3 protein-coding genes and 1 pseudogene are annotated in these 2,724 nt (G+C 61.5%); 1 reads left to right on the top strand and 3 read right to left on the bottom strand.

What is annotated here, in order from left to right; all coding sequences use genetic code 11:
- Nucleotides 1-158 precede the first annotated feature (158 nt).
- A complete protein-coding gene (locus tag AWC25_RS09400; RefSeq protein WP_069403139.1) occupies nucleotides 159-800 on the bottom strand; it encodes a TetR/AcrR family transcriptional regulator in 642 nt (213 codons plus the stop codon).
- 228 nt (nucleotides 801-1,028) lie between these two features.
- On the opposite strand from AWC25_RS09400, the gene AWC25_RS09405 reads away from it, so the two are divergent.
- Nucleotides 1,029-1,583: a pyridoxamine 5'-phosphate oxidase family protein gene (locus AWC25_RS09405; RefSeq protein WP_069403138.1), complete on the top strand. Its 555-nt coding sequence runs from the start codon at nucleotides 1,029-1,031 to the stop codon at nucleotides 1,581-1,583.
- 384 nt (nucleotides 1,584-1,967) lie between these two features.
- Here AWC25_RS09405 and AWC25_RS09410 read toward each other — a convergent pair whose 3' ends face one another.
- On the bottom strand, nucleotides 1,968-2,645 hold the full coding sequence (locus tag AWC25_RS09410; protein ID WP_084229627.1) for a hypothetical protein: 678 nt from the start codon (nucleotides 2,643-2,645) through the stop codon (nucleotides 1,968-1,970).
- A pseudogene (locus AWC25_RS27340) lies at nucleotides 2,584-2,724 on the bottom strand (hypothetical protein); the annotation flags it as partial. The gene AWC25_RS09410 and the pseudogene AWC25_RS27340, both read right to left, overlap by 62 nt.

Consider the following 2,724-nt stretch of genomic DNA (forward strand, 5'->3'; position numbering starts at 1 on the left):
CGGCCCGCTACGCTGCCACCTGTATCCACCGATGAAGGACTCTCGTTCGCCGTGGACCAGTTCACGGGGTCCGGCCACGATCACATTGAAAACACCCCGCGGTTGATCATGCGCAATCGCATAGTGGCCCACTGAGCGATCACCGAGGCCCTGCTCGCCTAACTGCGCCGAGCTCGGCGTCCGGGCACGCGTTTGTCGTCGTGGTGTGCAACCTGGTTCAAGCCCTCGATGAGGAGTTCCAGGCCGAAGGCGAACTCTTGCTGCAGGGGCACGGGCAGATGATCGGCCACGCTGGCGGTGGCGGGAAAAGTCTGTGGATCGAGGGTCTGCCACACCTCATCTCCACCACTTCGGGCATCCGGCGGGGACAGTTGCGTCGCAAACCCCAAGACGTAACGCGCCAGTGTCGCGCACGCCTGCGCGGCCAGCGCGGGCTTGAAACCCGATTTGAGCAGTAGCGCGATCGTCTGTTCGCGCTGGGCCATCGCGTTGGGGCCGGTCGGAATCTGTTCGATCAGCAACGGTGCGACGTGGGGATGACGGCGGAAGACATCAAACAAACTGTGCGCCAACGTTTCACACGCGTGCTGCCACGTCATACCGGCAAGGGCGTCGTCGTCGACATGCGCTTCGGCCAGCACGCGGTCGACAACCTGGGCGACCAGATCCGCCCGTCCGGTGAAGTGGCGGTACAACGTCGCGGTACCCGAGTCCAGGCGCTGGGCCAGGTTACGCATCGACAGCGCGTCGGCACCGTCCTCGTCTAGGACTGCAACGGCCGCGTCGATGATCCGGTCCAGCGGCAGGGGGGGACGGCCCCGACGTCGCCGCGGGCCCTTCTCCACCAGCTCATGCCCCGAAGGTGAGGTGCTCACGCGGCTCAGTATGACGACCCTTGACGGCTGCCCGCAATATCGGTAACACTGTATCCGTTAGTGAGTGGCGGTGGCGATCGCCTACTCGCCGCCATAGCCGTAACACCACTCGCCGGACGGCTTTCAACTACACCAGACCAAGGAGATTCTGCGATGTTGCTTTCACTCGCAACCGAGCCCTTCATAGCTCCCACGGACCGAGACATGCTTCCGTCGGAGCGGCGTATCTTCGTGCGCACCCACCGCACATGCGTCTTCGGCTACCGGCGTCGGCACGATGGTCCAGCTATGTCGATCGTGTACTACATACCAACCGACAACGATGAACTTCTCATCTCTACGATGGCTGGACGCGGCAAGGCCCGCGTCGTCGAACGCGATGGAAAAGTAAGCATCTGTGTGCTCGACGAGCGGTGGCCTTTCGCCTACCTACAGGTGTATGCCGACGCGACCGTCGAGCGTGACCACGACCTCGTGGTCGACGTGATGATGGCGGTCGCGGGACGCATGTCGGGCCAGCAACTGCCCGAAGAGGCTCGCCCGCACATCGAGGAGATGGCCGCCAAGGAGAACCGAGTGGTGGTTCGCTGTCGGCCCTACTCGACGTTCGCTCAACCGCCGCGCCACCTGCACCGCAATGACCAAGAAGAGAAGATCACCCACTGGATGTCGGGCATCGTCCCATGGGACGCCTCGGACCACGCGTAAGAGCCACGGTCACCCGCACTGTGGGGGCTAACCGGCGAAGCGAACACTGGCGCGACGCACCATGCAAGATCGTCTGCCATGCGTCCGTCGTGGAACTCGACGTTGGCCGCACCCGGCCCGAGAAGGAATTGATGACACTCATCCCTTCTATATTCAATCGGAACAAGCACGGCTTCGTGTCTGGAGCGCGTAATCGCAATCAAAGACGGCACCTTTCTGCGAACCCGTGCGAGCAAGTTCAGATTGCCGCGCGCAGCGGCGAAAGAGCCGATGTTGCTGATACGCACAGAGATTCGGATCTCGAAGCTGCAGTCACTGGGTACCATCAACCCGTAGTGGAGTTCTCATTCCCGGCCGATGCGCGAGTGGTCTGGCGCTGAGACGCTAAAACTTCACTGCAAGGTCTTGGCGGGCTATACGTCGAACGCCCCAGAAGTAGGTGACGAAGGGCATGGTGCACCACAAGAGGTTCAGCACCACGAACTTGATCCACATCTCAACAGGACTGCTCATGCTTTGCAGATTGTTCGCGATCTCGACCCCGAAGTAGACCGCCGGCAGCGTGACCTCCACGATCATTCCGCCCATGATGAATGAGAGTTGAGTGCTGGTGAACCGCTTGCCATTCCGGAAGAACTGCACCATCGCGTAGGCCTCGAAGAGGCCGACGAAGAAGGCAATCCACTCAAGAACGACGATGAGCGGGTCCCCGTTTAAGTAGCGTGCGTCGCCTCCAAGCAGGATGGGCGCCCACATGTACGTCCACAGAGCTCCTTTCTGCACCCCCGCCCTGATTTGGTCGAACAGCAATAGCCAAGGCAGCTCCCAGATGAAGCGTGGGATTAGCGCGATGAAGACCCACACGATCACCATCGCGCTCAGTCGCTCCGATTTCGTCCAGTCGCGACGGCCCGCCACCGGTAGCCACGGCAGCGCAAGCGCCGTCAGAAAACACCCAACGACGACAACCACCAAGCCGGTGGAAGCGACGACATGAGTGTCAACGGCGGCCGAAAATTGACCCCTTTTCGACGGTTGAAAATTGGCCCCCTTGGTGTTCATTCTCGGTGGTTGATCCCGGGACTCGCCCGAGGTCGCGGTCTTTGATGCGGTAGGAGTCGCCCTTGAGGGCGATGACCTC

Origin of the sequence: Mycobacterium sherrisii (assembly GCF_002102355.1) — a bacterium.
GTDB classification, from domain to species: Bacteria; Actinomycetota; Actinomycetes; order Mycobacteriales; family Mycobacteriaceae; genus Mycobacterium; species Mycobacterium sherrisii.

Bases quoted from the DNA above. Each gene is read 5' to 3' on its own strand.
- AWC25_RS09405 (WP_069403138.1), top strand. From the start codon at position 1,029: ATGTTGCTTTCACTCGCAACCGAGCCCTTCATAGCTCCCACGGACCGA.
- AWC25_RS09410 (WP_084229627.1), bottom strand. From the start codon at position 2,645: ATGAACACCAAGGGGGCCAATTTTCAACCGTCGAAAAGGGGTCAATTT.